General features: G+C 61.5%; 17 protein-coding genes, 1 tRNA gene and 1 other RNA gene. 4 read left to right on the plus strand and 15 right to left on the minus strand.

From position 1 onward, the window contains the following. Nucleotides 1-4: 4 nt before the first annotated feature. The 3 genes from AC1Q61_RS26670 to AC1Q61_RS26680 all read right to left on the minus strand — a co-directional run bounded on the left by AC1Q61_RS26670 (nt 5) and on the right by AC1Q61_RS26680 (nt 10,565). The gene (locus AC1Q61_RS26670; RefSeq protein ID WP_042922793.1) at nt 5-1,561 is read right to left on the minus strand and encodes a hypothetical protein; all 1,557 of its coding nucleotides are present in this window, start codon (nt 1,559-1,561) and stop codon (nt 5-7) included. Further along, nucleotides 1,558-7,668 carry an SDR family NAD(P)-dependent oxidoreductase gene (locus AC1Q61_RS26675; protein ID WP_492651247.1) on the minus strand — a complete coding sequence of 2,037 codons (6,111 nt, stop codon included), beginning with the start codon at nt 7,666-7,668 and terminating at the stop codon, nt 1,558-1,560. The genes AC1Q61_RS26670 and AC1Q61_RS26675 overlap by 4 nt, the downstream gene beginning before the upstream one ends. A 677-nt stretch (nt 7,669-8,345) precedes the next feature. Beyond that, entirely contained in the window at nt 8,346-10,565 is a 2,220-nt protein-coding gene (locus AC1Q61_RS26680) for a DNA polymerase III subunit gamma and tau (protein ID WP_042926501.1), read from the minus strand. A 162-nt stretch (nt 10,566-10,727) separates the two neighbouring features. On the opposite strand from AC1Q61_RS26680, the gene AC1Q61_RS26685 reads away from it, so the two are divergent. Next, nucleotides 10,728-12,041, plus strand: a complete 1,314-nt coding sequence (locus AC1Q61_RS26685) for an ammonium transporter (protein ID WP_003943791.1) — start codon at nt 10,728-10,730, stop codon at nt 12,039-12,041. A 6-nt stretch (nt 12,042-12,047) separates the two neighbouring features. Here AC1Q61_RS26685 and AC1Q61_RS26690 read toward each other — a convergent pair whose 3' ends face one another. The 7 genes from AC1Q61_RS26690 to AC1Q61_RS26720 form a co-directional block, all read right to left on the minus strand. Further along, complete coding sequence (locus AC1Q61_RS26690) at nt 12,048-12,419, minus strand: carboxymuconolactone decarboxylase family protein (RefSeq protein WP_020905896.1); 372 nt, start codon at nt 12,417-12,419, stop codon at nt 12,048-12,050. Between the two features lie 8 nt (nt 12,420-12,427). After that, nucleotides 12,428-14,017, minus strand: coding sequence for a long-chain-fatty-acid--CoA ligase (locus AC1Q61_RS26695; RefSeq protein ID WP_042447746.1), 1,590 nt, complete (start codon nt 14,015-14,017; stop codon nt 12,428-12,430). Further along, nucleotides 14,010-14,633, minus strand: coding sequence for an RBBP9/YdeN family alpha/beta hydrolase (locus AC1Q61_RS26700; RefSeq protein WP_042926504.1), 624 nt, complete (start codon nt 14,631-14,633; stop codon nt 14,010-14,012). Before AC1Q61_RS26700 ends, AC1Q61_RS26695 begins: the two co-directional genes overlap by 8 nt. Continuing rightward, complete coding sequence (locus AC1Q61_RS26705; RefSeq protein ID WP_007731563.1) at nt 14,633-15,994, minus strand: MFS transporter; 1,362 nt, start codon at nt 15,992-15,994, stop codon at nt 14,633-14,635. The genes AC1Q61_RS26700 and AC1Q61_RS26705 overlap by 1 nt, the downstream gene beginning before the upstream one ends. Nucleotides 15,995-16,091: 97 nt before the next feature. Further along, nucleotides 16,092-17,144 (minus strand): beta-keto acid cleavage family enzyme, encoded by a 1,053-nt coding sequence (locus tag AC1Q61_RS26710; RefSeq protein ID WP_042926507.1) that lies wholly within the window; start codon nt 17,142-17,144, stop codon nt 16,092-16,094. Nucleotides 17,145-17,196: 52 nt separating this feature from the next. Next, a complete protein-coding gene (locus tag AC1Q61_RS26715) occupies nt 17,197-18,096 on the minus strand; it encodes a TauD/TfdA dioxygenase family protein (protein ID WP_007731564.1) in 900 nt (299 codons plus the stop codon). A 30-nt stretch (nt 18,097-18,126) separates the two neighbouring features. Next, nucleotides 18,127-19,101 carry a quinone oxidoreductase family protein gene (locus AC1Q61_RS26720; protein WP_003943928.1) on the minus strand — a complete coding sequence of 325 codons (975 nt, stop codon included), beginning with the start codon at nt 19,099-19,101 and terminating at the stop codon, nt 18,127-18,129. 200 nt (nt 19,102-19,301) lie between these two features. On the opposite strand from AC1Q61_RS26720, the gene AC1Q61_RS26725 reads away from it, so the two are divergent. Further along, complete coding sequence (locus AC1Q61_RS26725; protein ID WP_007731570.1) at nt 19,302-20,306, plus strand: AraC family transcriptional regulator; 1,005 nt, start codon at nt 19,302-19,304, stop codon at nt 20,304-20,306. On the opposite strand, the gene AC1Q61_RS26730 is transcribed toward AC1Q61_RS26725, so the two are convergent. Continuing rightward, the gene (locus AC1Q61_RS26730) at nt 20,299-21,345 is read right to left on the minus strand and encodes a YeiH family protein (RefSeq protein ID WP_128637875.1); all 1,047 of its coding nucleotides are present in this window, start codon (nt 21,343-21,345) and stop codon (nt 20,299-20,301) included. The two genes, AC1Q61_RS26725 and AC1Q61_RS26730, sit on opposite strands and share 8 nt — an antisense overlap. A 101-nt stretch (nt 21,346-21,446) precedes the next feature. Between AC1Q61_RS26730 and AC1Q61_RS26735 the strand changes: the two genes are divergently transcribed. Further along, complete coding sequence (locus AC1Q61_RS26735; RefSeq protein WP_042921100.1) at nt 21,447-22,355, plus strand: LysR family transcriptional regulator; 909 nt, start codon at nt 21,447-21,449, stop codon at nt 22,353-22,355. A gap of 7 nt (nt 22,356-22,362) precedes the next feature. On the opposite strand, the gene AC1Q61_RS26740 is transcribed toward AC1Q61_RS26735, so the two are convergent. From AC1Q61_RS26740 to ffs, 4 genes are all read right to left on the minus strand, one after another. Next, nucleotides 22,363-22,944 (minus strand): HhH-GPD-type base excision DNA repair protein, encoded by a 582-nt coding sequence (locus AC1Q61_RS26740; RefSeq protein WP_003943868.1) that lies wholly within the window; start codon nt 22,942-22,944, stop codon nt 22,363-22,365. A gap of 18 nt (nt 22,945-22,962) precedes the next feature. After that, the gene (locus AC1Q61_RS26745) at nt 22,963-24,318 is read right to left on the minus strand and encodes a glycosyltransferase 87 family protein (protein ID WP_125050222.1); all 1,356 of its coding nucleotides are present in this window, start codon (nt 24,316-24,318) and stop codon (nt 22,963-22,965) included. A gap of 98 nt (nt 24,319-24,416) precedes the next feature. After that, nucleotides 24,417-25,709 carry an aspartate aminotransferase type Ic gene (locus AC1Q61_RS26750; protein ID WP_003943985.1) on the minus strand — a complete coding sequence of 431 codons (1,293 nt, stop codon included), beginning with the start codon at nt 25,707-25,709 and terminating at the stop codon, nt 24,417-24,419. A 41-nt stretch (nt 25,710-25,750) separates the two neighbouring features. Next, nucleotides 25,751-25,850, minus strand: an RNA gene (gene ffs / locus AC1Q61_RS26755) — signal recognition particle sRNA small type. Nucleotides 25,851-25,986: 136 nt separating this feature from the next. On the opposite strand from ffs, the gene AC1Q61_RS26760 reads away from it, so the two are divergent. Beyond that, nucleotides 25,987-26,074, plus strand: a tRNA-Ser gene (locus tag AC1Q61_RS26760). The last annotated feature ends 137 nt before the right edge of the window (nt 26,075-26,211 follow it).

Raw genomic sequence — 26,211 nt, forward strand, 5'->3', positions numbered from 1 at the left:
CCGCCTACTTTCCGTCGATCGCCTCCAGCACCGAATCGATCAGCGACTGTGGAAGTTTCGACGGCGGAGAGATTTCCAGTTCTCCCGGAGCGCCCGGCATCGTCCAGACAGTTCTGTGCCGAGCGATCGCGAGCTTCTCCCGTGATCCGTCCTCATTGACCTTGAAGTACTCGAACTCGAGGTCGATCCCCCTCTCGTAGAGGGCAGACAAGGACATCGTGACCAGGACGTCGTCGAACGGCATGACCTCGCGCAGATGCTCAACCCTGGTGTGCACACAACGAAGTTCCCCGAGAGCGCCTCTGGCCGCCATGGCCTCACGCTGAGAACGGACCAGGAACTTGTCCCGAACCCTCGACTGCCAGATGTAATAGTTGCCGAAGTAGATGTTGCCCACGACGTTTCCGTCCTGCAACGTCGTCGAGAACACCTCGGATTCGAGCAGGTACGGATTGCGCGGCACCATCGGAGCCGAGCGGATCACGGAACCACGATCGACGTTCTTCGGTTCGGTGGGAACAGCGATGTTCTTCGTCCCCGTCGGAATCGTCATCGGCTCGATGAAATCGTGGAAGTACTGCGGCATCGGCCGTGCCGCCACCACACCGTGGGAGAGGATTTCCACCCACGTCGTCTGCATCGCACTCCACCCGATGTGAGTGCGCGTCTCGCCGTCGACCCGGCACCATTCGACATGCAGATTGGTGGTTGCCCGATCCGGACCGGTGAGCTCGGTGATCCAGATCGTCCCCTCGACAATGTCGTCGGTGTACAGGTTCGCATCGATGAACACCTCGGAGTTGTTGGTCACCATGCCCCAACGACCCGTCGCCATGTCCTCCACGATCTGCTTCGAGATCGGTCCGGTTCCCCTCTCTCGCAAAGCGCCCAACCACAGCGCGAAGCTCGCGAACCCCACTGATCCACCGACGTTGCACGCGTCCCGGAACCCGACGGGGAACCGGATCGACACCGCCGGATAGCCGCTCCGGGCCACCACATGCACGTCGGAGCCGTAGGCCATCGGATCGAACTGCGCGAGAGACTTCGCCGACAACGGTCCGGAGTCGAACTGCGGTGCCGGGTCCTGCGCCGGTTCCTCCGCATCCTCCTCATGAGTCACAAACGCGAGAATCCGCTCCTCGTTGTCCGTCAACAGAGCTGGAAAAGTCAGAACCACCACGCTTCCCTCTGCGCCGCCGCGGAAGGTCACTGCGTCGTCCTCCCTGGCGCCCATCGCCAGAGAAACCGACATCTGCCCCGTGGCCTTTCGGATCGCCTCGGCCGCCGCCCACAGCCTGGTTCCCGCACGATCGAGTGATTCGCCGCCTGCGATCAACTCGTCCAGCAGCGGAATCCGCGCCGAACCCAGAAGCGCCTTCCACTGCACGGCGGTTCGGGAGCGAATCGGTTCGATGTCACACCCCTGAGGCCAGTCGCCGGCCGAACTGAGTGACTTGCTGCCGTCGTGCGAGAGCGAGACATCCACAGAGGGCGGAATATCACCGACGACGACGGGCTTTCCGGTTTCCTGCCATTCGATGGCAAAGGCATTACTCATTTGATCACCACATCCTCATCGAGATGAATGTTCACGGCCGCCTCGGCGATCGGTTTCTCCTGCTCGTGGCGTTCCGACTTGGTCAACTCGTGAATCCCCGGGGTATGCGCGACCACAACCCGCGGGCTCTTCACTCCCAACGCCCGGCTGTGTTGCGCGAGCTTGTCGAGAATGATCTGTGCGTCGCGCGCAGTCGGATCCGCGATTTCCTCAGCCGTAGGACGGCTTTCGTCGTGGGAGAGAATCTGGGAGCGATATCCCTCGAGCTGCATCACCACTCGTCCGTCCTTCACCACCGCCACGTCGGCTTGCATGTGGGTCTCTGTCTGCACCTTGTCGTAGGCGTACGCGGTGAACGAACGAGCCTCGAATCGTCCGTCGTACATGTCGATTCGCGCAATGTTGACCGGAAGGCAGATCTCCCGCGGAACCATGATCTGACCCGATTGGAGCAGGGAATCGAGGAAGTAGGGATCACCGAGGAGGTGCTGCTTACGGTCGGCTCGCGAAATAGCGCTGAAGAGAATGTGCTCGGAATCGAGGCTCGAGATCTCTTCGAGTCGGCGGAAATCGCCCTCCTGGAACAGCAACCACGAGTAGAGATCGTCCAACGGATCGATGTCGAGCACCGGTCGCGGCAACTCCTTCTCGAACTCCGGCAGTGTTTCGTCCAGCCCGAAGATGAAGTCGGCCGAGAAATGGGGCCGTCCGTACCCGGTCCGTTCGGTGCCGATCGTGACATGCACCCGCGTTCCTGCAGCATCACGATCCTGCTCCACGACGCTTGCCTTGATCTCGACTCTGGTGCCCTCGACCGTGTCGACGACGATCGGTCGATCCAGCTTGATGTCGTCGATGCGGACGCGGCCCAGAGTCACGCGTCCGGTGACATAGGCCGCCGCCTGCGACATCGCCTCGAGTCCGAACACCGTCGGAAGCAGCGCCGATCCTTTCCAGACATGGTCGAGGACAAAAGGATCTGCCGAGGTGGACAACGTCGTCCGGGTAACCAGTTCTACCTGCGGCTCGAAGGTCACCACTTGGTCGATGTACCGCGACACCGCCGGCAGAGCCGGTGCTGCCGGCGCCCAGGTGTCCAGACCGCCGAGTCGACTGGTCACGACGATACGACTTGTCTCGGGTCCGCTGTCGACCAGGCGAAGGAAATGATCCACTCCCGCAGCCGTGGAAATCGGCATGACACCCATCTTCGCGAGGTGGTTGACACTGCCCATGCGGGCGCCCATGCCGATCTCCCCCCACACGCTGTACGCGAGCGAGAACGTCCGAGTCTTCGGGTGCCCGGCGGCATACCGCATCACCATTTCGTCGAGAAGCTCGTTTCCGTATGCATACCAGCTGTTTCCGGGCATACCTGTGAATCCGATGATGGAGGAGAAGCCCACGAACAGCTTCAAGTCGCGATCAGCGAGCGCTTCGACAAAGTTGGCTGCGCCCAGGACCTTAGGTGCGACCTCCTTGAAAGCCGCAGCGCTGTCGACTCTCTCGAACCGCCGCGGAACATTCGCCCCCGCACCGTGGACAAACCCGGTGATCGGCCCAACCTCGACCTCGATCTGGGCGACGACGCCGGCCACCGCCGCAGCATCCGTGACGTTGCAGCGATAGTAGTGAGCGCTCAATCCGGCAGACGTGAAGTCCGCAAGAGTGGAAGCGATTTCGTCACCCGCTTGTCGCTGAGAGCTTCCGATCAGCACTAGTTCGGCGCCTGTCTTTCGGCCGAGAGCCAGAGCGCATTGCGCCATGATGCCTTTCGCGCCACCGGTCACGACCACTACATCCGAACTTCCCAACCCGCTCTCGCGGACGGTGTAGTCGCTCGAGGCGAGAACCCGCGGTTGCAGTGCCGTGCGTCCCATCTCGGTGTCGTGAGTCGCGAACACATAGGATGCAACCGAATCCAACTCGGAGACGACGGTGGTTGCCACCACCGCGTCCGCAGTCGAGCCGTCGAATCCTATGACGCGGACATCCAGTTCGGGGCGCTCGTGATGCACCGAAGCGGCAAAAGCCGCCGCACTCGATACCGGCGCCGGATTGCCCAACTCGACATCGGTGAACTGAATCACTGCCAATGTGGTTCGTGCGCCTCCACTTTGCTGCGCCGGAACCATCTTGTACATGTGTTCGATCCCACGGCGCAAGCCGATTTCGGTGACGGAATCATCGGTCACACGCGGCATTACGGCAACCACGTGCTGTGCATTCGCAGGAGCGCCGTCGGAGAATGTGCGAATGTCGACCTGAGCACCACGCCCTCGCAGTTCGGATTCCAACCTTCCGACCAAACCGGCGTCGTCACCGATGACGACAAACGTCGTGTCCGTGAGGTCTCGGACTCCGTGCAACGCTGTCTCGCTCCGAACCTTTTCCAGGGTGTAATCGCGAACCCAGGTGAAGCTGTCGGCTGATAGGCCCTTTGCCTTCACCGGCAGCGCCCGCGCAACCGGCTGTTGCTGCCCCGACTTCTCTTTCGCGGATCGATCGAGCACTTCGATGAGTTCACCCAGGCTGACGTTGACGAGTTCGGCCGGATCCAGATCACCCTGAACACCCAATCGCGTTGCCACAGTTGCTATCGCATCGGCAGCCTTGATCGAGTCCATGTTCAGGTCGTCGAGCAGGTGGAGATCCACATCGAGAGACTCCACCGGAAATCCGGTGTCCTCCGCGATTACCTCGAGCAGTATTCGCGACACGTCCGACTGCACCGAACTCGCTGCTGGAACGGCAGAACCGGGATTCGGTGATGCCGCAAGGATCAGCGATGCTGCTTCTCCGATCGTGGCATTGGCCAACTCGGCAGGGTCGAGGTCGACAACCTCGAACTGATGCGCAACCTTCGAAATAGCCTCTGCCGCACTGATCGAGTCGAGATTCAGATCATCGAGCAGACGCAGATCCGTCGTGATCGACTCGGCGGGGAATCCCGTCGTATCGGCGAGGATCCTGATCAGCTCACTTTCCACGGACCCAGCGCCCGCGTCAGCCGGCTCTTCGACTACCGGAGCCGAAACCGGCGAAGGAGCTTTCGCTGCCACGGATTCGTGGCCGTTGGTGACTGCCCGCGAAGTCGGAGCAGATGGAGAAGACGGAGAAGTCGCTCCACTGCCTACATCAGCACGAATCACGTCGACGAGGAAGGTCCCGCGTCGGCTCAGGTAATCGGCCAGCGCCGCAGCCGGATCCCCGCCGGACGTACCAAGTGCGAGCGGTTCGGGAGCAGAGGTAACCGTCAGCTTCGCCTCGGCCAGGTTCTCGATGAACACCTTCTGATCGGCAGGAACGAATTCGCGCACGAACCGGCCGTCGAAAAGTTCGTTCCATCGGACCTGAGCGCCGTGTACGTACACCGCGGCCAGTGCGACATTGAAGTCCTCGTCGCGTCCGGACTTGGACGCAACGGGGAAGCAGCGCACGCCGTCGGTCCCATTGATCGCCTTGGTGAGCCCGGTCAGCACACGGCCGGGTCCGACCTCGACGAGCAGGTCCACGTCCTGCGAGATTCCACTTACCGTCTTGACCCAGTCGACCGGTGAGACAACCTGTTTGGTGACCAATTCGCGAAGTGCCAGTGGCGTCTGTACGCGTTCCCCTTCGACGCAGGAATACACGGGGCAAGTCAACGAATCGACTTGCTCGTCAACGGGCGCAGTGGACTTCAGCTCCCGTTCGGCCTCGTTCATCATCTCGGAGTGGAAAGCATTCGACACGGCAAGCGCCTGAGCCGACACTCCGCGCGTCTTCGCGATGGCAACCACATCGTCGACCGCGTCTTTGGTGCCCGAAACCACGGTCTGTGTAGGCGTATTCAGATTCGCGACGGTCGCGTAACCCTTTGTTTCCGCGATGATCGCCTCAGCCGTCGATCGGTCGCAGGTCAGGCTCGCCATCGCGCCGTTTCCACCACCACTGACAGCCATGGCCGCACCCTTCGCCGCAGCCAAGGTGATCAGCGTCTTCTGGTCGTAAGCTCCTGCCGCGTAGAGCGCGGTCAACTCGCCGAGACTGTGGCCGGCGACAGCACTGGGTGTGACACCCAATCGGCGGAGGTACTCGAACCAGAGCAGCGAAGCCAAAGCGACGGCAGGCTGGGTGAACTGCGTCTGGGCGAGATCCCGCTTCCACTTCGCCAATTCCGCAGCGTCAGCGCTCTTGACCGGGTTCCGCAGAATTCGAGGCGTGATCGCCTCCGCTCCAACTCCCTCCAACCAGCCGTCCGCCTGGGTCGCCAGTTCGCGTGCCCACTCGAAGCGCTCGATCAGCACGCGCGCCATCTCGAGTTGTTGGGATCCCTGTCCCGGGAACAGGAATCCGATGTCATGGTGGACGGCGTTCGAGATCGAGATCTCGTTGCTCACGACCTTCACCTGGCCGGATGCAGGAGCGGAGTTCTCGCAGATCACGGCAAGCTGACGCATGCGTTCGGCCAACTGCGCGGGACGTCCGGCCACCACTGCAGCACGGAAGGGCGCGGTCGGCGAGATCACGCGAGAGAGCTTCGCCGAAAAGTCCAGCAGCTCGGCAACACTCAACGGAACCGCCATATCTGCAACATCCCGCGCTCGGGTCGCCAAGTCCATCGCAGAATCTGCAGAAAGTACGAAAACCTCGGTGTCCTGATACGACGCCATCATCGTGCGGACGTCTTGCGAGGGTGTCAGCTTGCTGGATGGTGCATCAGCCGATTCGATCGCGACGTGGCAGTTGATACCGCCGAAACCCATGGCTTGCGCACCGGCACGCATCTTCTCGGACGGATCTCTGATCTCACCGTTGACGAGCGGAAAGAGTGCCGGCGCTTCGGTTCCGAACGCCGGGTTCGGGTCGGTGCAACCGGCGAGCGGCGGAAGGATTCGTTGATTGACGGCCATGGTCGCCTTGATCAGCGCAAGGATGCCCGACGCCGCCTTCGTGTGCCCGATCAACGACTTCAGTGACGTCATGCCGATGCTACGAGCCTCGACGGGCCCGTCCGTCTGAGCGGCCTGCTGGACGCCGGCCAGTTCGACGGGGTCTCCGACGGGAGTACCAGTTCCGTGTCCTTCGACGAAGGCAACCTCGCTGGCCGCGAATCCCGCTCGCGAGTATGCGCGACGGATCATCTCGGCCTGAGTTTCGGCGCGGGGCTTGGTGATTCCACCCTTGCCATCGGTGGAGATGCCCCAGCCGCGAATCGTCGCGTACACGTAGTCGCCGTCCGCCCTGGCGTCCTCGAGTCGTTTCAAGGCCACGAATCCGCAACCTTCACCCGGGATGAATCCGCTTCGGCTTGCGTCGTACACGTTCATGTCGCCACGGGTCAGTGCACCCAAACGGGCGAATCCCACCAGTTCCAAAGGATCCAAGCTGACGTCGACTCCCCCTGCCAAGACGAAGTCGGCCGCGCCGGACGCCAGCTTTTCGGCTGCAGTCGCCACCGCGAGCATTCCGGACGCGCACGCACCGTCCACGACGTACCCGCCGCCGTTGAAGTCGAGATAATTGCAGATCCGGCCGGCAATCGTATTCGACAACATGCCGGCGAGAGTGTCTTCACTCGGCTCCACCAATGGGCCCTTGTAGACCTCTTCCATCGTCTCGGCGAGAGCATCGGCGACGGAACTGTCCAACTGGCGCGCTTCGGCTGCGACAGCGAGTGCGCGCTTGACGTAAGGCCAACGCAAACGCATCGACCACATCCGGGATTCTTCACCGGTGAGGGAGTTGCCGACGATTGCGGCGCTGCGTCCAGTGGGTACCGATCCTCGGCTGTAGCCCGCGTCGGTCAAAGCCCCGAGTGCTGTTTCCAGAGCCAACCAGTGTGTGAGATCTGTCGACTTGAAGGTCCGCTCCGGTATCCGGCGACCGACCCAGTCGAATTCGAAACCATCCATGAACGCGCCGCGATCGGCGTATGTCTTGTCGACGTCGTCAGGGCTCGCGCTCCAGTAGTCGTCGAGGGACATCCGTGACTCCGGAAACTTTCGGAATTGCATCCGACGCGCGAGGACGTTCTCCCAAAATCCTTGCAGATCATGTGCACCGGGGGACCACATGCTCATCCCGACTATCGCAATCGCAGGATTAGTTGAATCTTCAGTCATCTTACACTTCCTATTTTCGCGCGCATCCACGGGAGACTCAATCGACCGAAGACTAACCACGCCCTCATCGGTGTGTAAAACGCAGATTCACCTCAAGGCATAAACAAATAACAAAGGTTGTTCGGCGCAATGAACGTGTTTCAGCAATTTGACAGCAATCGAGAGTTAGCTGTAACTCGGAGTTACTTATTTGCTTCGTAACCGGTCATGCTCCTGCTTGAACATCCGTACCGGATCCCGGTTTCACGGCCGCCATTTTCTCGCGATCGGCAAATATTCAGTTGAATATGCACCGAAATGCCGCAATGCCGAATATGTGGCCAATTCGCCGAATGTCCCAAATTGGTCGATCCCCGCAAATCAAACATCCGACAACTATCAATCTGAACATTCGTGACACACCGAAATTTAACAGCAGCACTCGAATGCCCATCAGACAACGAGAAATTCCAGATATTCTTCGGCGACCATCGTCCGAATCGACGTTTCGTTACACCGGAACTGAGCGAACGAATGTGCCAGCAAACCAGCCACATACAATTCAGCTTTGCGAGGCCGAGCCGGCGCGCTTTCGAGACGCGCGCGCACAAAGGGAACGGCACTTATAACAATTCGATCACACAGTGGTGCAGCTGGATTCCGACAGCTGTTTCACGCACACGGACCGACTCGGCAACTCAGCTTTCGAGGCGGCGAGCTCCGAGGACGTCCTTGAGGAGTTCCTTTGCAACATCCTCGGGATCACGTCTGGCAGTCGGATCAGCGGGCTCAGCCGCCTCCGCAAACATCTCGTCCTCGTCCTCCGGCGTTGCAGGCGGAGGAGTTGCCTCGTAGTCGACCTCAGGAGCAAGGGCCGGTCCAGGGTCTTCCGGATAGTCGGGGGCCTCGGGCGGCGGAATGTCGTCCGAATCTCCGCGCTGGGGCTGCGGGGCCTTGGGCTGCTGCGCTGCGCGCTCCTGACTGGGGCGCGAGAAGCGGGGCGCAGCGGCAGGGCGGCTCGGAGCTTCCGTCGCCTTGGTTGCGCTCGATACTGTCGGCGCTGTAGGCGCACCTTCTTGATACTCGACCTGCCAAGTGCCACCGAACATTTCGGCAAGGACCTCGCAAATGACCGCCGCGTTGTGCGGTTGCGTCACACGAGCACCCAGGACCGGTGAGCCGTGAGCGATGACAACGACATGTCCACGCACGTCGTGAACCGTCGCAGCGGACAGCATGGCTGGAAGAACCTTGTTTCGTTCACCGACCTTGTTGCGCAAGGTGTTCCACGATTCACGGAGAGTCTCGACTGTGGGGCCTGCCGAGACCGGCGCCGCTTCGGCAACCGCCGGCTCGTCGAACTCGGGCTCGGGCTCGGGCTCGTAGTCGGGTTCCGGCTCGGCAAGCCCGATCAGCTCTTCCGCCTCGACAGAAGCAGTAACCGGTGGTTCAACCACAGGAGCTTCAACTATTGGAGCTTCGGCAACCGGAGCTTCACCCACCGGAGCTTCGGCAACCGGCGGTTCCACGATCTCGACAGTGGGAGTCTCGACGACGGGAACTGCCGCTACCGGAGGTTCGACGACAGGAGCCTCCACAACCGGCGGCGCCGCAGCTGGAGCAGGCGCGGCTGGTTCCGGCCGTGCCTCAGGCTCGGCCTTGCGTTGAGAGGGCCGTTGGAACTTGGAAGCAATCTCCGGTTCGAGCGGCGGCACGGTGGGTGCCGGCGTTGCTGCCGCGCGAGGAGCAGCCGCGACTCCGGCAGCCGGAATACCTTGTTCCAGGCGCTCCAGCCGCTGCAATACAGCTGACTCGGTGTCGGAGGCCGACGGCAGCAGCATTCGCGCGCACATCACTTCGAGCAGCAGCCGCGGCGCCGTCGCACCACGCATTTCGCTGAGTCCGGCATGGACAGTCTCGGCGAAGCGGGTGAGCGTGGCCGGGCCGACTCGTTGAATCTGCTCACGCATCGTGACCAGCTCCGCTTCCGGAGCGTCGACCAATCCTCGTTCGCTGGCGTCGGAAACAGCCTGCATCAAGATGAGATCACGCAGGCGCTCGAGAAGATCGAGCGCGAATCGGCGTGGATCGTGACCGGCGTCCATCACGCGATCGACAGTGCCGAACAACGCGGCCCCGTCACTGGCAGACAGGGCGTCTACTGCTTCGTCGATGAGCGCGACGTCGGTGACTCCGAGAAGAGAGAGCGCGCGCGGATACGTGACACCTTCTTCTCCTGCGCCCGCGAGCAGCTGATCGAGGACACTCAACGAGTCACGAGGGGAACCGCCGCCGGCCTTGATGACCAGTGGATACACCGCAGGCTCGACCGGTACGCCCTCCTGGGCGCAGATCTTTTCCAGGAGTCCGCGCATGGTCGACGGCGCCAACAGGCGGAACGGGTAATGGTGCGTACGCGAACGGATGGTCGGGAGAACCTTTTCCGGTTCCGTCGTCGCAAAGATGAAGATGAGGTGTTCCGGCGGCTCTTCGACGATCTTGAGCAGCGCATTGAAACCCGCCGCCGTCACCATATGTGCCTCGTCGATGATGAAGACGCGGTAGCGAGATGCGGCGGGTGCGTGGAACGCCTTGTCTCGGAGTTCTCGGGTGTCGTCGACGCCACCGTGACTTGCGGCGTCGAGTTCCGTCACATCCAGGTTGCCTGTGCCGCCCGGGCCCAGCGAAACGCACGAGTCGCACACGTTGCACGGCGTCGACGTCGGTCCCTGCTCACAGTTCAGCGAACGCGCCAGGATTCGCGCCGACGACGTCTTTCCGCAGCCGCGCGGGCCGGAAAACAGGTAGGCATGGTTGATGCGTCCGGTGTCGAGGGCCGTGCTGAGCGGTGCGGTGACATGCTCCTGCCCCACCACCTCGGCGAAGGACGCGGGTCGATACTTCCGGTACAGGGCCACGCGCAAAGACTACCGGCGACCCACGACAGGTGGTCCGGTGCGGGTGCAACGCCGACTTCTCCCGAAACATGTTCGCAACACAATCGCAGTGCGGAGGAAACCGCACGCACTCATCGTGGGTTCCGTGCACGCGGGCTGGTCCGCGTGCGTGAGGAGAAAACTGTGCCCGCCACCATCGATGCCGGAGCGACTGCCTGGTTGCTCGTCAGTACTGCACTCGTACTTCTGATGACGCCAGGACTCGCACTGTTCTACGGCGGCATGGTCCGCTCGACGGGCGTACTCAACATGATCATGATGAGTTTCGTCTCCATCGCACTCGTCACGGTCGCGTGGTTGTTCGTGGGCTACAGCCTCGTGTTCGGCGACGATCACGGTGGCATCATCGGCGGACTCGAACACATCGGCATGGCGGGCATCGACCCGTCGACCGTGCACGGGAATGTCCCGGAAGTGTTGTTCGCAACCTTCCAATTGACGTTCGCAATCCTTACTGCAGCACTCATCAGTGGTGCGATCGCCGACCGCGCGAAGTTCTCCGCCTGGATGATCTTCGTCCCCATCTGGTCCTTGCTCGTCTATGTCCCCGTCGCTCACTGGGTGTGGAATCCGCAGGGATGGCTCGCCCAGATGGGCGCACTCGACTACGCCGGTGGCCTCGTGGTCGAAATCGTGTCCGGAGCGTCGGGTCTGGCATTGGCACTGGTCCTCGGCCAGCGGATGGGTTTCAAGGCCGAGTCGATGCGTCCGCACAATCTGCCGTTCGTCCTGCTCGGCGTAGGCCTGCTCTGGTTCGGTTGGTTCGGATTCAACGCCGGCTCGGCCCTTGCGGCCGACGGTATGGCCTCGCAGATCTTCCTCAACACACTCGTCGCCGGTTGCACCGGACTACTCGGCTGGCTGTTCGTCGAGCAGAATCGTGACGGACACCCCACGACGTTCGGCGCAGCTTCGGGCGTCGTCGCCGGTCTGGTCGCGATCACCCCGTCGTGCGGAACGGTGAACATGTTCGGTGCGCTCGTCATCGGTCTGATCGCCGGCATCGTCTGCTCGTACGCCGTGGGATGGAAGCACAAGCTCGGCTACGACGACTCCCTCGACGTCGTCGGCGTGCACCTCGTCGGTGGAATCGTCGGCTCGTTGCTGATCGGACTCCTCGCGACGGCCGTGATGACAGGCGGTCCGGAAGGTTTGTTCTTCGGCGGTGGATTCGCGCAGTTGGGCAAGCAGTTCGTCGGCGTCGTCGTGGTCGCGCTCTATGCCTTCGGTGTGACCTACGGTCTCGGAAAGCTCATCGACAAGACCTTCGGCTTCCGCATTTCGCGTGAAGACGAGGCCCGCGGAATCGACGTTGCCCTGCACGCGGAGTCGGCCTACGAGCACGGAGTCCTCGGCCACGGTCCGATCGGCGGACAGAACCCGAGCCCGTTCCTCCAGCGTCAGCGGGAGGAACGGGAGAACCGCGAGCGGGACTGACCGCCCTCACCGGTTCGCGATTTCCTCCATCAGGATCGGAACGCCGACATTGCAGGAATGAATCCCGACGACGGTGGTCAGTTTCAGCACCTCGAGAATCTCCTTCGGGGTCACTCCCATGTCGAGCGCGGCGCGAATATGGCGTCGTACGCCGGGTGCGTACATGTGTGTGCTCGCCGCATCGACGGCTATGCACAGCAACTGGATCACCTGAGGTGACAGCACCCCGCTGTTCCAGGGCTGCATCGCTGTCTTCATGTACAGCTCGGTCCACTCGGGATCCAGCTCCGAAAGTCCGTCCCACAACGGATTCCAGCCACCCGAATCCTTCATGGCCTGGGTCACGGGAAAAGCTTCACTTGCTCGAACGTCAGTCATCGATCTCCTCAGGCCATCGAAAATGCTTGATTCAGTTCACGTTTGAGAATCTTTCCGGTTGCCGTCATCGGCAGCGACGGCACGAACTCGATGCGACGCGGATATTTGTAGGCGGCCATCTGTTCCCGCGTCCATTCCACGAGATCCGATTCGGAGATCTCTTCACTCGGCTCTCGGATCACGAACGCGACAACTTCTTCGCCGAGGCTCGAGTCCGGCACCCCGACGACGGCGACGAGTGAGACGGCTGGGTGAGTGAGCAGAACCTCTTCGATTTCGCGTGGGTAGACGTTGAATCCGCCCCGCACGATCATGTCCTTCGCGCGATCGACGATGTAGTAATTTCCGTCGGTATCGACCCGTGCCAAATCCCCGGTGCGAAACCATCCGTCGCGCATGACTTCCGCCGTCGCCTCGGGTCGGTTGAAATAGCCCTTCATGACGTTGTGCCCGCGAATGGCCAACTCTCCCACTTCATCGGGGCCGGCGATCGTGTGCCAAGAGTCGTCGACAAGCCGCGCTTCGACGCCCCAGATCGGCACGCCGATCGAACCGGGCCGGGGGTCGCTCTCCGGGTCACTGAACAAGGCCAGCGGAGAGGTCTCGGACAACCCGTACCCTTCGAGGATCTGAACACCGAAGCGTTCCCTGAACTGTGTCAATATTTCCACGGGAAGCGCTGCGCCACCGGAGATCGCGCACCGCATGTTCTGTGCAACGGTCTCGATATCCACCCCGGATTTCACTACCTCGTCCAGCACGCCGAGCAGTCCCCAATACATGGTCGGGACGCCCGCGAAGACCGAGATCTTTTCGCGTTCCATGATCTCGAGTGCCGCGGTCGCATCGAAGCGCGGCATCAACACCAAAGTGGCACCGACGCAGATTCCCGCATTCATGGTCACTGTCTGGCCGAACGAGTGGAACAACGGCAAAGTCAGGAGATAACGCTCATGCATGGACGGAACGCTCTCGAACAACCGGTTGGTCGACAGTGCATTCAAGACCATGTTGCAGTGAGTGAGTTCGGCGCCCTTGGGCTTTCCGGTAGTGCCGCTGGTGTAGAGAATGACCGCGGTGTCCGTCGGTTCACGAACAACCGCGACTGCAGGCGTTTCCGTGCCGGACACGGATGCCAGTGCTTCGCCTAGAGTCTCGACTCCGAGGATCGACGACGGTGCACCCGACTCGGCGCTGATCACGATCAGGGCCGAACAGGTCTCGCTCTGCTCGAACCCGGCGATGGCGTACTCAGCGATCGGCAATTCGGGACTTCCCTCGAAACAGAAGTACAGCTTTGCTTCCGAATCAGCCAGGTGATAGGCGATTTCGCGCCCCTTGAGCAGAATGTTCAGAGGAACGACGACGCCGCCGGCCTTGAGAATGCCGTAGTAGACGATCGGGAACTCGAGAACGTTCGGGCAGGACAACGCCACCTTGTCACCTGGCTCGACACCCCGCGAGACGAGCAGATGGGCGATGCGATTCGCATAGGCGTCGAACTGCGCATACGTCAGCCTCGCTTCCCCGAGAACCAGCGCATCCCGTTCCGGGTATCGTCGGGCCGAATCTTCCAGCAGAGCAGCAAGATCAAGCATGACTGTGTTCCTCCTGCGCATCGGAATCCGTGGCATGAGACGAGGCAGCGCGCGACACCGACTCGAGCAGTTCCCGCACCAACGATTCCGCCCGCGGCCAATACCCGTATCCGGACGCCGGATTGAGGTGTCCGACCTCGCCCAGATCCAGCAACCGACTCCCCCATCCTTCAGCCAAACCCACAACTCGGCGATACCCGGCGAGCGGATCGTTCCGACTCGCCGCGACCGTGCTCGGAAACGGCAGACGCTGACGCGGTATCGGTAGCCACCCGTGTCGGTCGAGATCGTCGAGAGACGGATAAGACTCGGGCAGCGGAAGTTCGAGATCCGCCGGCGTGACCAGAAGTGCGCCCGCAACCTCTCGATGATGCGCCCTCGCCCAGTGAGCAACTGTCATGACTCCGGCGCTGTGCCCGACCAGGACCACCGGCCCGCAGACACTTGTCAGCACCTCGTTCAATGCCGCAACCCGCGCATCGCGACTGAGCTTGTCGGTCTCGAGGGGAGGAACCGTCAGAACGTTGTCGAGCCTGCGCGCGAGGTGAGTCTGCCAATGATCTTCGACATGATCCCGCAGACCGGGAACCATTACTACCGTAGTTGATTCATTCATCATGAGCTCCGAACGTCTGTTACTTCAGTGGCGCCGGGGATCTCGGGCCGATTCTGCAACGTCGCCAGCCGCCTCATCCCGGCGGGATAGGCACGCTTGCCGGCTACCAACGCGAGGGCCGCGACGACATAGACGAAGGGCGAAAGCTGTAGAGCGCCGAGAAGACCCAGGTGATCGGCGAGGATGCCGACAACGAAGGGACCGAGCGCCAGCCCGAGAAGGTTGTTGGCGACGGTGAGCGTTCCCATGGCCGACGCTCGAATCGAGTGATGGGTAAGGTTCGCGACCATCGCTGCCGTCGGCCCCGACGAACCGGCGGAGAAGAATGCACCGATACCGAGCAACACGAGTTGTGCTGTCCCCGTGCCCAACCGGAGCCCGATGCTCAGCGTCACCAACGAGATGGCGCAGTAGACGATGGCGGTGGTCCATTTTCGCGCCGAATCGTCGCGGCTGAATCTATCTGTGATGAAACCGCAGACCACCATCCCGCTTCCGACCAGGAGGACGAACACGGAAGCCGTGACGCCGGCCTTGTCCGGGGCCAAATCGTAGTAACGATTGAAGAAGCTCGGCAACCACGCCAGAAGTACAGCGGCGGTGAACATCTGGAGACCACCACCGATGTAGGCGAATAATACGGCTGGATTGGTGAACAGCGAGGACACCGGCGCACGAAAACCGTCGTGTCTCACCGCTTCCCCGGCGGCATCCGGCGCGGCCTCGACGGCGTAAGCGGTGAGCTTCTTCTCGGTGACGAGGGCACGGAAGAGCGCGACCAGAATCAGACCGAAGATCGCCATGGCGGCAAAAGACCACCGCCAACTGAACTGGACTGCGATGAACCCACCGATTGCCACACCGATGACCGAACCGAACGATCCACCGGCCATGAAGGCACCTGCAAGAGCTGCGTGCACGCGGGGCGCAAACACACTGAGGACCACGGCGATACCCACGCTGCCGTACGCCGCTTCACCGACACCGACCAGGAACCGGGCGCCCAACATCTGTTCGTAGGTCTGAGCGATTGCGCACAGCAACGTCGCGACACTCCACAACACCGCCATCAAGATCAAGCTCTTGACGCGGCCCCAGCGGTCCGCGAGCAGCGACAACGGGAACGTCAACAGCCCGACCATCAATGCCACCACGCTGCTCAGGGAGGCGAGGTGCGAATCGGAGAGATCCCAGTCCGCTTTCAGGATCGGGAAGACTGCACTGAGCACCTGCCTCGACATGTAGTCCGAGAGCAGAAGACCGAAAGCCAGGGCGAAAACGATCCACGGGTATAACTTTCGTCGTCCGCCGATTCCGAGCGCGGTGTCCACACGTGGCGTGGCGGGAGCTTGCAGTCCCATGACTCTCCTAGGAAGTACTCGAGGTAGACGGGGGGATTCGGGGGTACGAACCGTCGCGGTTCGTACCCCCGGAACTGTTGTACGAGAGGGTGCGAACTCAGGCGTGCTGCGTGAATCCCAGCTGGCCGATCCGGCGGTTGGGCGCGTAACCCAGCTTCGCCAACGTCTCGTCGGTGTCGGCATACGTCTCACCGATCCGGTAGATGTCCCGAGCTTCCTTCGCGGAAGCCACCTCGCGGCCCAATTCGCCTGCAATGCGCACCAACTGCTCGATCTGCTGCACCGACGTCATCTTCTCGCCCTTGCGGCCCCAGATGGTGTCCTCGTTGCCGCAGCGAGCGTGCAAGCCCATCGCGATGGCCATCGTGTTCACCGGCAGGACGCTACGCATCAGCGTTTCCAGCGTCAGGCACGCACCGTCGGGAACACGCTGGACGAAGTTCATCATGTTGTACGGGTTGGGTCCGTCGAAGCCGCCGCCGATTGCGACCCACGTGAGGTTGACCGGACCCGTGTAGATGCCGCGTCGGATCAACCGCTCCACCGTTTCGAGCTGCGGAATACTGGACAACTGGAAATGCGGCTGGATTCCGGCGGCCTGCAACCGGCGCAGGTGCTCTGCCACCCACTCCGGACCGGCGGGCACAGTCATTTCCCGATACGTATCGGCCAATTCCGGACGCTGCATCGACGTACCCGCGATGTCGTCGTCGGTCATCAGTTCCATGATGTTCATCTGGCTGGTATTGATCGCGATCGTCACCTGATCGGGAGCCGGCTCCAATTCCGCCAGCATGTGACGCACGTCGTCGGACAACCACTTCGCATCGGCACCTTCCCCCTCCGGGGCAAACGAAATCGACCCGCCGACCTGCAGAATCATCTCGGGAACGGCCTCACGCAAGCGACCGAGAAGCTCGTTGAACTTCGACAGACGCTTCGAGCCCTTGCCGTCGAGTTCACGCACGTGGATGTGGAGAACTGTGGCACCGGCGTTGAAACAGTCGACGGCTTGCTGGACGTGCTCGTCCATCGACAGAGGGAGGTCTTCTGCAAAATCGTCCGGCTCCCACTCCGGTCCGTAGGGAGCAACGGTGATGACAAGCTTGTCCTGGGTTTCGGGGAACAGTGAATCGTCGTGGAAATGCATAGCGTGACTCCGATCGAGTGAATGAATTTATCTTCGGGGCTGGGAAGAGAGATCAGAACGGTGCGTCGCCGATGATTCCGGCGCGCTCCATCTTTCGAACCGCGGGCCAGTAGTCCTGCACCGCGTAATGCTGTGTCGAACGGTTGTCCCAGATCGCGACGCTGTTTTCGGTCCAGCGCCACCGAACCTGGTACTCGGGAATCTGAGCCTGGCTCGCCAGGTAAGTGAGCAGATTCCCGGCGCCGGGGGCGTAATCGATTCCATAGCGGACGTTCTCGGGCGTGTGATAGTTCACGAGGTGTGTGGCGAACGAATTGACGAAGAGAATCTTCTCGCCGGTCTCCGGATGTGTTCGTACCACGGGATGTTCGGCGTCGGGAAAGCGCTCCTTCAGCTGGTGCCGCTGTTCGATCGGCATCCGAGCGCCGAAGGTCGACTCGATACTGTGCCTGGCACGCAGATCCTTGATCTGCTCCTTGACCCGCGCCGGCAGATTCTCGTAGGCGAGTGCCATGTTCACCCAAATCGTGTCGCCGCCGACAGGAGGTGTTTCCACACAACGCAATACACATCCCATGGGCGGGTTAACGCGCCAGGTGGCGTCGCAGTGATATGCATTCTCGAAATGCTCCGGCGGGCTGTCCAGATCCTTGTAGATGCGGACCAGGCCCGGGTGGTCGGGGTCGCTGCCCAGAGCCGGATGATCCTCGAGTTCACCGAATCGCTGGGCAAGTTCTACGTGCTCGGCTTTGGAGAAGGTCTGGTCGCGAAAGAACAGAACCTTGTGTTCGAGCAACAATGCCTTGATTTCGGCGAAGAGTGCATCATCTCGCGCGACCTCGCCGAGATCCACCCCGGACAACTCTGCCCCGATCGAACAGGTCAATTTCTCGACGCGGATCGTATTCCTCGACGAGGGAAGGTTTTCTGTGAGCGTTGCGGTGTTGGTCATGACAATTCCTCTGGGAAGTGCTGTTTCGGTTCAGACGGAGAAGACGGAGGAACCGATACTGCGACCGGACTCCATGTCGTGGTGCGCACGCACCGCATCTTCGAGGGGGTATCGCTGGTTGATCTCGATCTTGATTCGCCCGGACTCGACGTGTGAGAACAGTTCGCCCGCCAGTTCGGCACGTTCTTCGGGATCCGCGATGTAATCGGCGAGAGCCGGACGTGTGAGGAAGAGTGATCCCTTGACTGCCAACTGCATTGCCTGAATCGGCGGAGTCGGTCCGGACGCCGTTCCGAAGCACACCAGCAGCCCCCGCCTGGCAAGGCAATCGAGAGAGATGTCGAACGTGGATTGCCCGATACTGTCGTAGACAACCGGCACGCCGACGCCCCCGGTGATCTCCTTGACACGCGCGACGACGTCCTCGCGGGTGTAGATGACGACTTCATCGCACCCGTGAGCTCGGGCAACGCTCGCCTTCTCGTCGCTCGACACCGTTCCGATCACTTTGATTCCCAACAGTTTTGCCCACTGGGTGAAGATCAGTCCAACCCCGCCCGCCGCAGCATGTAGCAACACGGTGTCTCCCGCTTTCAACGGGTAGATGCGACGCAGAAGGTAGGCGGCAGTCAGTCCTCGCATGGTCATGGCGGCCGCGGTGTCGAAGGCGATGCCGTCGGGTAGCGCGATCAGGTCGGACGACGCCATGATCCGCTCGGTGGCGTACGCACCCAGCGGACTGCCGGTGTAGGTCACACGGTCCCCCACTGCAAAATCGACTACTCCCTCGCCGATCTCTTCGACCACACCGGCGCCCTCGACGCCCATCCCGGCAGGCAATTGCGCAGGATAGAGGCCACTTCGAAAGTAGGTGTCGGCGAAGTTCAACCCCACCGCTTCATGACGAACCCGAACCTCTCCGGCGCCCGGTCGTCCTACCTCGATCTCTTCCCAACGCATGACGGACGGTGTGCCGATCTCGTGGAACCGAATGGCGTTTGCCATCAATGCTCTCCAATTCTGTGGGCGGGCTCGACTCGATTACGGTCGAGCTGTATTCGTACGCAACAACTTCCAGAAGTCGGTGCTCGGCTTCGTGGTCGTGCCGAACTGATGTGAACAAAACTATGTGAGATCCGGCTCACATGCTTAACTTGACGAGACACACAACACAACATTTCGGGACATCGAGTAAAGGGGGCCCTATGAAGCCACTCGCCCGCTACGCGTCACTGAACCGATACGTCGACCTGTGCCGAACAGTGGACGTGGACGCTGTTGCCCTCATGAGAAGTGTCGGCCTGAGCCCGGCAAGCCTGGCGAACCCCGACCAATGGGTACCGGCCGCCTCCATCGCATCGCTCCTGGAGCGATCGGCAGCGGAGTCCGGACACGAAGACTTCGGGCTTCTACTCGCCGGCCTGCGTCGACTGTCCAATCTCGGCCCCCTCAGCTTGGTCATCAGGGAAGAACCAGACGTCAGGAGCGCACTCGACGTATTGATGCGATACGAGCACACGTACAACGAGTCATTACGCATTCGATTGAACGAGGTCAACGGACTCGCCACCCTGCGAATCTCGCTCGAGGTCGGCGAACCGGTCGACACCAGACAGAGCGTCGAACTCGCAGTCGGCGCGACACTGCAGATCCTGCGGAGTTTCCTGGGTTCTCGATGGCAACCGGTCAGCGTGGGATTCACGCACAATGCCCCGAAAGACACGAGCACGCATCGGCGAATCCTCGGCGAGACGGTGGAATTCGATCACGAGTTCACCGGCATCGTTTTCTTCGCCGCCGACCTGGATGCGGCTAACCAACTTTCCGACGAGTTACTCCGGCCGTACGCTCGCCAGTTCCTCGACTCGCTTCCCGCCTCGGAAACCTCCGATACCCTCAGCCGCACCAAGGAATTGATCGAAGTTCTGCTTCCGACCGGCCGCTGCTCTGTCGAGCAGGTGGCACGCAGTCTCGGATTCGACCGGCGGACACTGCACCGTCATCTCGCCGAATCCGGAGATACGTTCACGGCCGTTCTCAATTCGGTTCGAAGCTCCCTCGCGGAACGATTTGTCTCCAACCCTCGCTATTCGTTGACCGAAGTGGCTGTGCACCTCGGGTTTTCGACGCAGGGTAGTTTCTCGCGCTGGTTTCGCACTCAGTTCTCGATGAGCCCGAGCGCGTGGCGGACTCAGCGCTCGATCAGCTGACCAGCACGACTCCGACGTAGGCGATCGTTGCCACCCACACAGTGGAAATCGCGGCCAGCACGAATGGCCGGGCGCCAACTCCACGAATGACGCTCAACCGCACCCCCAGTCCGAGTGCGAACATCGCGGCCGCCAACAGCGCCGTCTGCACCGTCTTCGCCAGCCCCAGAAGCTCATCCGGCAAGATGCCCGTGGAGCGCAAGCCCATGCAGCCGATGAATGCCACGACGAACAACGGAATCAGCGGGGGACGCTTGGCGGCAGTGCTGTCGACCATCCTGCGTTGCCGGATACTCAGAAATGCCATGACCGGCGCCAACATCAACACGCGCGCAAGTTTCACCACGGTCGCGACACCCAACGCGGTGGCGCCGAGAGCGCTGCCGGCAGCCACCACTTGCGCCACTTCGTGGATCGACCCACCGGCCCACATGCCTGCACCGACCTCGTTCATACCGAAAGCGTTGGCCAACAGTGGGATTGTCGGAATCATCAGAGTTCCGAAGATCACCACCAACGCAACAGCGGTGAGCAACTCTTCCTCTCGCGCATTCACCACACCGTCCGCAGCAGCCACGGCGGCAGCGCCACAGATCGAGAAGCCGCAGGCAATCAGAATTCTCTGCGACCAACTCAATCCGAGAAGTTTTCCGGCATACATGGTCCCGGCGATACCGAGGAACACAATCGCCACCACAACGGCGATCACTCCCCAGCCCAAACCGACGATGTCGGAGAACATCAATTGCAGCCCGAGCAGAGCGATACCCACCCGAAGTAGCCGTTTCGCCGAGAATGCCAGGCCAGGTTGGAATTTCGCCGGCAAAGAGACGGCATTCGCCAACACCGCACCCGCCACGATCGCAATCAGCAACGGACTCACGGCGGAGGTGAACTGACCGGCTATCAGCGCGACCGTGGCCCCCAAGGCGCACAACGCAACTCCGGGCACCAATGCAGCCACACTGGACCACCGTCGTACTTCTGACGAAGGTGCGACTGCGGGTTTCTCGGCCACGGACTTCACATCACGGTTCACTCATCCAGCGTCCTTGAGCCACCATCGCTCCGGTAGGGCGATTTCTACCATCACGGCATATCAAATCGATATGAACGTGAAGTTCGGTATAGCCTGTTTGCATGACCAGACGGTGGCCCGACCTCACCACTCTCGAGCTACTCATCGGCATCGATGATCACGGAAGTCTCAGTGCGGCAAGCCGTTCAGCAAACATTGCGCAGCCGAATGCCAGCCGCGCCGTCAAAGCCCTCGAGCGGCAGCTCGGGATGCCACTCATACACCGAAGGTCGACGGGGGCGACTTTGACTCCGCAGGGGACCGTCATCGTCCACTGGGCGCGCCGCGTCCTCGCCAACTCGAGGCAGCTTCTCGACGTCGCCGAAGGGATGCGGACCGAACGATCCGCGGAATTGACCGTGTGTGCCAGCATGACCGTCGCCGAACATCTGATTCCGGCCTGGCTCGGTATCTTTCGGTCACTACATCCTGGTGTCACCGTCCACCTTCAGGTCTACAACTCGACCCGCGTCCTCGAGGCTGTCGAGGTGGGAATGTGCGACCTCGGATTCGTCGAGTCACCGACCGTTCCGAAGAGCCTGTCCAGCGTCACCGTCGCGCGTGACTCGCTGGTCGTGGTCGTTCATCCGGATCATCCATGGGCGCGTCGACGAAAGCCGCTGACCGTCGCCGAACTGGCAGCGACGCCGCTGCTGGTGCGCGAGCCCGGATCGGGAACCAGAACGACTCTCGACCTGGCGTTACACGAATACGAGCGCGGTGCACCGTTGTTGGAACTGGGTAGTTCGGCCGCGATTCGAACCAGCGTGCTCGGTGGCGTCGGCCCGGCGGTACTGAGCACGCTGGCCGTCGAGGACCAGGTGAAGCAGGGAGAACTTCGGGTGGTAGCCGTCGAAGGCTTGGAACTCGACCGATCCCTGCGCGCAGTGTGGCGTCCCCCGCGTCAGCTCGAGGGTCCCGCAGGCGCCCTGATGAAAGTAGTGCGTGCCAGCGGGTCCCGGAAGTCCTGAAAGCGGCTTACTTCTTGTCGGCCTTCGCTGCTGCCTTTGCGGCCTTCTTGAACTCGCGGACCTCGAGCAAAGACTGTTCGTCGACCACGTCTGCAATCGAGCGCCTCGAACCTTCGAGCCCGTAGTCGCCGGCCGCTTGGCGCCAACCTTTCGGCTCGACGCCGATCTGTTTTCCGAGCAACGCCAGGAAGATCCGGGCTTTCTGATCCCCGTAACCGGGTAGGGCTTTGAGCCGCTTCAGCACTTCCTTGCCGTCGGGATTTCCCGAAGTCCAGATCGCCGCGGTGTCGCCGTCGTAGTTCTCGACGATGAACTGGCACATGAGCTGGATACGCTCGCCCATCGACTTGGGGAATCGGTGCACAGCCGGAGGCTCGGCACAGACGGCGATGAACTCGTCGGTGTCCATGTCGGCGATACGCCTGACGTCGATACCGCTGAGCCGATCCGCCAGCTTCTTCGGACCGAGGAAGGCCGTTTCCATCGGAACCTGTTGATCGAGAAGCATTCCGATCAACAACGCCAACGGGTCCTCGGCGAGGAGAGCATCAGCTTCGGGGTCACCGACAAGGTTCAGTTGAAGTGCCATGAGTCCGATACTGCCACGTCAGGCGGCAGTTGTGACCGGCGCCGACGCATCCGGGGCCGGAATCTTCCACTTCTTCCAGCCGAACAGAACCACCGTCGAGACCGCGGCAAGCGTGAAGACCCAGAGGTAGACGCCGACGGTCGGAATCCGCAGATACTCGGGCGGCACGAACATGAACAGGCCCATTCCGATGAAGCGATCCGTACCCGGAATGACCGACGGGTCCCACCAGGTGTGAGACCAGTTCAAGACCGGGAGCAGGAAAACGAACGGCGCCACCCACGCCCAGCGCTTCTTCGACACCATCGCGTAGTGCGCGGCGAGGACGACCAGCGGGACGAACCACACCCAGTGATGGCCCCACGAGAACGGCGAGACAGTGGTCGCAGTCAACCCCGTCATGGTGAGGCCGAGCAATTTCTGGCCGTGCCGGTGAGCAATCCACGCGGCACCGAGTCCGAGGCATACCGCCAGCGCACTGAAGACTAGAACCAGGACCCGCGACGGCGTCGGAGTGTGAGTGAGCTGAGCGATCAGACCGGACACGGACTGGTTGCTCGGAGCATCCGTCGGTCCGACGCGTTCGCTGTCGACAAGAGTGCCGGTCCAGTACTTGTACGCATCGTTGTAGATCACGACGAAGCCGATCGCAACGGTCGCAGCGAACGTCACGACGGCCGTCACCAACGCACGCCATTGACGAGTGATGAAGAGGTACGCCCAGAAGAAGGCCGGAGTGAGCTTCACGCCGGCGGCGATGCCTGCCCCGATTCCTCGGAGCCGACTCTTCTCGTCCCGACCGAGGTCCCACACGATCAAGAGCAGCAGGAAGATGTTGATCTGCCCGAGCCAGAGCGTCGTACGTATCGGTTCCATGAACAGAAAGATCGTCGTCGCCAACGCACTCACGGCGTACGCCTTCACGTCGAGCCGATAACCGAGGTACTTCCAGCACAACACGATCACTGCGAACAGCGCAGCGATGTTCAAACCCGTCCACACGACAATCGCCTGTTTGAACGAGAGCACCGCCCACACCGTGAACAGCAAAGCCGCAAACGGGGTGTACGTGAACATCATTCCGTCCAGGACTGGCCCGTCGTACAACGGAAGGCCCTGAACCACAACGCTGCCGCCGTGGCGGTAGACGTCGAGATCGAGGAAATTTTCGAAGATCCCCCAGTACCGCGTATTCATCGGCACGGCGAAAAGAACCATCAGCACGGACGCGACTGCCAGAACACCGAGTACAGAGAATCCGAGAACACCGACACGGAGGGTGCGTCGCGGTATGTCAGCTTCGATGACCGACTCTGATTTCGCGGTGTGCGCCTCGAAAGAAGGCCCATCCGAAGCGTTGATCGCGCCCGTCACTACAACCTCCGGGATTTACACCCTATGTCGGGAATTGATGCTCCGAACGGTACAAGACAAGACCGAAAAGTACCGACCGGGCACGCCGCTTCGAGAACTCAGATCTCGGAGAGACGCGATTCGGTAGCTGCGAGCAGAACACACGTAGCCACGCCGTCCATGGCAACTTCGAGTTCAGCCTTGGACGGGAAGCTCGGGGCCAACCGGATGTTCCGGTCATCCGGATCCGTGCTGTACGGGAAAGCCGACCCGGCAGCGGTGAGCGCGATACCCGCGTTCTTCGCCAGTTCGATGACCCGCTTGGCCGTGCCGTCGACCACGTCGAGGCTGATGAAGTATCCGCCCTTCGGCTCGGTCCAAGACGCGACCTTCGATGCACCGAGACGATCCTCGAGGATCCGCAGTACGAGCTCGAACTTGGGCGCGAGGAACGCGCGATGCTTCTCCATGTGCGCACGAACGCCGTCGGCATTGCCGAAGAAACGCAGGTGGCGAAGCTGATTGACCTTGTCCGGTCCGATGCTCTTCTTGCCCAGGAACTTCTGGTACCAGGCAAGGTTTTCCGCCGAGCTACCGAAGAAGCTCACACCAGCGCCGGCGAAAGTGATCTTGGACGTCGACGCGAACACGAGCGGACGGTTGGGGTGTCCGGCCTCCGCTGCCATCGAGAGAATGTCGTAGGAAGGCGCAGTCTCGCCGACAAGCGGATGTACGGCGTACGCGTTGTCCCAGTACAGGCGGAAGTCGGGCGCGGCCGTCGGCATCGACGCGAGCGTACGGACAATTTCTTCGGAGTACACGGCACCGGTGGGGTTCGCGTAAACCGGAACCGCCCACATGCCCTTGATCTGCGGATCTGACGCAACAAGTTCGGCGATCTTGACGACATCCGGGCCGTCGTGGTTCATCGGCACCGCGATCATCTCGATGCCGAGGGACTCGGTGATCGCGAAGTGGCGGTCGTAGCCCGGTGCGGGGCAGAGAAACTTGATCTTCTCTTCCTGTGCCCACGGCCGGGCCGAATCCGGAGTGCCGTGGAGCAGTGAGAACACGACGTTGTCGTGCATGATCTCGAGGCTCGCGTTGTTGCCGGCGAGAAGGTTCGCAACGGGGATACCCAGCAGCTCACCGAAGATGGCGCGCAGTTCCGGCAGACCGGTGAGTCCGCCGTAGTTACGGCAGTCGGTGCCGCTTCCGTCACGGAAATCACCGTCGCCGGGCAGCGTCAGCAGCTCTGCGGAAAGGTCGAGTTGTTCCGGGGAAGGCTTACCGCGGGTCAGATCGAGTGCGAGCTTCTGCGCCTGGAGCTGCGTGTACTTCGCGCTCTGGCTCTCATGCTCGGAGGTGAGTTCTTCATGGCTCATCAACCCGATCTGGGTTTGGATAGGCATCCGGAGCGGCCTTTCACCGACGAGGCGGGGTCGGGTATGTGAAAAAATAGAGGACCCCGCGCACCCGGCAGAGCCCGTTGACCCTTGCTGCCTTCCGGCCCTGGGGGAGTTCACAGGATGCGCGCCGCGCGGGATCCAATGAACAGTGTAGACGGCTTTCTCCGGCCGCTGCACACCACCTACCGGGGCCGAGATGCAAACCTCGAGTTCCACCGGTTCTTCGCAGGTCAGGTACCCGTTTAACGCTTCGCGCCCGCAATTGGGTATGCTGCTCCACGGAGGATTCGCCTAGTGGCCTATGGCGCTCGCCTGGAACGCGGGTTGGGTTAACGCCCTCAGGGGTTCAAATCCCCTATCCTCCGCCAAAGGAACCCCTGTGAACTGCTGAGAAGCGGTTCACAGGGGTTCTTTTCTGTCCTCATGCAACGAGTAATGCAACAGGGTCTCGGTTCAGCTCGATGTTCTGCGAGCTCAGACGGTCTGCCGACTCGTGGTGGTTTCG

This window comes from Rhodococcus sp. MPR-R1B, from assembly GCF_058793255.1.